This window comes from Nostoc sp. CALU 546, assembly GCF_048836525.1.
Genome location: NZ_JAWJTF010000032.1, coordinates 5,809 through 8,976, shown reverse-complemented (window position 1 = coordinate 8,976; position 3,168 = coordinate 5,809). Strand labels below are relative to the sequence as shown.

The window sequence follows — 3,168 nt, the reverse complement described above, 5'->3', positions numbered from 1 at the left end:
CGAAGCTATTTCTAGCTTAACTTGACACCAATGGCATCTTGCCCGTCCCTTGTATTTCAGGCCTCTCGTGTCGCTCACCCTACAAGAATCATCCCTTGATTCAGCAACGCCAGAAATTTTATTTTTACTTGATAAATTAGTCAATTCTACCCACACTAACTCAATTATGCAGACCTTCATAGACGACGCAACCAGACAACGCCAATATCAAGCATTTCCCCAAACAGAACCCATCGAACTGTGGAATACTGCTTCAGTTGATGACATTGAAATTGTCATTCGGGCAGTTTATCGGCAAGTATTGGGTAATGCCTACATTATGGAAAGTGAGCGGCTTGTCGTTCCAGAATCCCAACTCAAGCAAGGGATAATCGATGTTCGTGAGTTTGTGCGTCAAATTGCCAAATCAGAGTTGTATCGCTCCAGATTTTTTGATAACGTTTATCGCTATCGGGCAATTGAACTGAACTTCAAGCATTTGTTGGGTCGCGCTCCCGATGACTACTCTGAGACGGTACTTCACAGCAACATTCTAGATGAGTCGGGTTTTGAGGCGGATATTGATTCTTATCTTGATAGCGACGAGTATCTAAACGCCTTTGGGGATAATATAGTGCCATATTATCGGGGTTATAAAACCCAAACAGGCAAAAAGATATTGGAATTTAGCAATATGTTACAACTGCTGCGGAGTAATTCTAGCAGTGATCAGAACCTAGCAACAAATAATCAACCTCAACTGGTGCGATCGCTAATTACCAACACTCCTTACGGTAAACTAAAACCCACCGATGTTAGTGCAATACTTGCCGAAGTATTCAAGCCCAGACCAGAAACGGCTGCTACTCCAGTTAATAACTTTATTGCAGCTCGCACAGCAGCCGAACAAGGCTTGCGGCAAAAGATTAAAGACCAAGAAAGCCAGATTGCAACTTTGCAACAACAACTAGCAGACTTAAGACCCTTTGCCAGCATCGGTGCAACAAAATTTAGTAATAGTTGGCAGACTTCCAGTTCCGTGACCAGTACAGGCGAATATACATCTTTGCAACAGCAAGCTGACACTCAAGAAAAACAGATTGCAGCTTTGCAAGAGCAAGTTGCTGATTCTCGACGGTCTGCCACAATTGGGGAAGCCCGGTTGAATAAGTGGCGCAGTCGCGTTTTTAATGGCTAATTTCTCTATTGTTTAGTTTTGTCGGGTGGGTTAGGCTTTTCTTAACTCACCCTATTTAATTTCCTGATGTTTTCCGAGTCAGTTTGAAACAATAAATAGTCAAAAAATGTCTGAATTATTGTTTTAATAGGCTTGCAACTTATGAAAAAAGTTATCGTTTATCGATACCCTACTTATGGACTAATTGGATTAATATCCTTAACAACTATATTTTGCACAGCAACATCTGCCCTAACACAGTTAGCAGACAATTCCCCAATTGGGCAAACTCCTATCCCTGCTTCTAATTTAATCTGGCCGACTCAAGGGTTTATTTCTCAAGGCTTCCGCAAATATCAACATGAAGGAATTGATATTGCAGGCGCATCTGGAACTCCTATTGTTGCTGCTGCATCCGGTACAGTTGTCAAAGCAGGTTGGGATAATTGGGGATTAGGCAATGCCATAACTATTAAACATCTCGACGGCAGCATTACTGTTTATGGACATAATCGCCGTTTATTAGTGAGTAAGGGTCAACAGGTCATTCAAGGTCAAATTATTGCCGAGATGGGATCTACAGGCAATAGTACAGCACCTCATCTACACTTTGAAGTTTATCCAAATAGTCGAATAGCAGTTGACCCCCTGCGTCTGTTGACATCCTTAACTGCAAGCGTTGGTTCTGGTTCTAAAGTTCAACAAATAGATAATCCGAACCGCCCAGTCTCGCCACCTCCAGTAGCAATTCAAGTTTCCCCTTCACAGCCAATTCCCATAGATTTTGCACCTGTAAGCACTGATACTAAATGTAATGGAATTACTGTTATTGAAGGTGAGACTGCAAGCATTCGTGTAAAAGTCTGTGAAGAAAATGGTCAGTTATTTTATATTGGGCAGTTAAAGCAAGACCGAAGTCAGCCTATAAAGATCACAGCTTTGAATATTGGTAAAAACAGATATCGAGCAAATAATGGCAGTTTTTCTTATTTAATCACTCCAGAAAAAGTGGAAGTTTGGCGAAATGGCAGTCAGATTCGTTCTGACCGTTTTTTTACCGGAAACACACGGAAGATAGATAGCCCCGAAGTAAATCCCTCAAAATCCCAAAAATTTTGAGGGATTTACGTCTTTCAAGTGGGTGTGGAATAGGGAGTCTCTTTATGGATAATTTTAGCGATCGCCTAAACTAAAAGTAAGCATCTTTTATCCACATAACATCTATGGTTCAGTCTTCTAATCAACGCCTAACCCTAGAAGAATTTCTCGCACTTCCCGCAGAAGATATTACATACGAGTTTGTTAACGGTGAAGCTGTACCCAAATATAAAGACAATGAAATGTCACCAAAATTTTTTCATAGCTCGACTACTGGTGCTTTATTTATACTATTGTCTGCATGGGCACAAGCAAAGGGTCGGGTTGTGATTGAATGGGCAATTAAACTAACACGAAATCAACAAGATTGGATGCCTGTGGCCGATCTGACCTATATTTCTCATAACCGTCTTCCTGCTGATTGGCTATTAGACGAAGCTTGTCCTGTCGCACCTGAATTAGTCATCGAAATCATTTCACCTGGTCAAACTTTTGGTGAAATTGCAGAAAAAGCTACTGATTATCTGAAAGCTAGTGTTTCTCGTGTTTGGGTGGTTGATACAAAAGCTAGAACTGTAACTGTATTTGCGCCATCTTCCTTGCCGATTACTTATCGATCTCATCAAATAATTACTGATGATTTGCTACCAGAATTGGAAATTACCCCTCACGCAATCTTTCAACAAGCTGGATTACCCTAAAGTTTCATCAGAAATCAACAGTTTTTAGCGATCGCTATTTTATGGCATCCAGCGAATTGAATCTTCTGAACACCATCCTGTTTGAAGACGAAGCAGATAACAAATAGTTAACCTCAGCTTATAAATTACTTAGCGCAAAGTCAAATTCTTCAACCAAGCTCAGGGCTAGGTCAATTAAACTGACTTTTCACCGATGCAACAAAGGTGCAAGGT

At 40.8% G+C, this 3,168-nt stretch carries 3 protein-coding genes; all 3 read left to right on the top strand.

Annotated features, from left to right (window positions below):
- Positions 1–166 precede the first annotated feature (166 nt).
- The 3 genes from RRG12_RS17500 (at position 167) to RRG12_RS17490 (ending at position 2,955) form a co-directional block, all read left to right on the top strand.
- Entirely contained in the window at positions 167–1,177 is a 1,011-nt protein-coding gene (locus tag RRG12_RS17500; protein WP_420760153.1) for a phycobilisome rod-core linker polypeptide, read from the top strand.
- Between the two features lie 141 nt (positions 1,178–1,318).
- A complete protein-coding gene (locus tag RRG12_RS17495; RefSeq protein WP_420760152.1) occupies positions 1,319–2,275 on the top strand; it encodes a M23 family metallopeptidase in 957 nt (318 codons plus the stop codon).
- Between the two features lie 104 nt (positions 2,276–2,379).
- Positions 2,380–2,955, top strand: a complete 576-nt coding sequence (locus RRG12_RS17490; RefSeq protein WP_420760151.1) for a Uma2 family endonuclease — start codon at positions 2,380–2,382, stop codon at positions 2,953–2,955.
- Positions 2,956–3,168 lie beyond the last annotated feature (213 nt).

Excerpts from the sequence above, each read along its gene's own strand:
- RRG12_RS17500 (WP_420760153.1), top strand. The coding sequence starts at position 167 with ATGCAGACCTTCATAGACGACGCAACCAGACAACGCCAATATCAAGCA.
- RRG12_RS17495 (WP_420760152.1), top strand. The coding sequence starts at position 1,319 with ATGAAAAAAGTTATCGTTTATCGATACCCTACTTATGGACTAATTGGA.
- RRG12_RS17490 (WP_420760151.1), top strand. The coding sequence starts at position 2,380 with ATGGTTCAGTCTTCTAATCAACGCCTAACCCTAGAAGAATTTCTCGCA.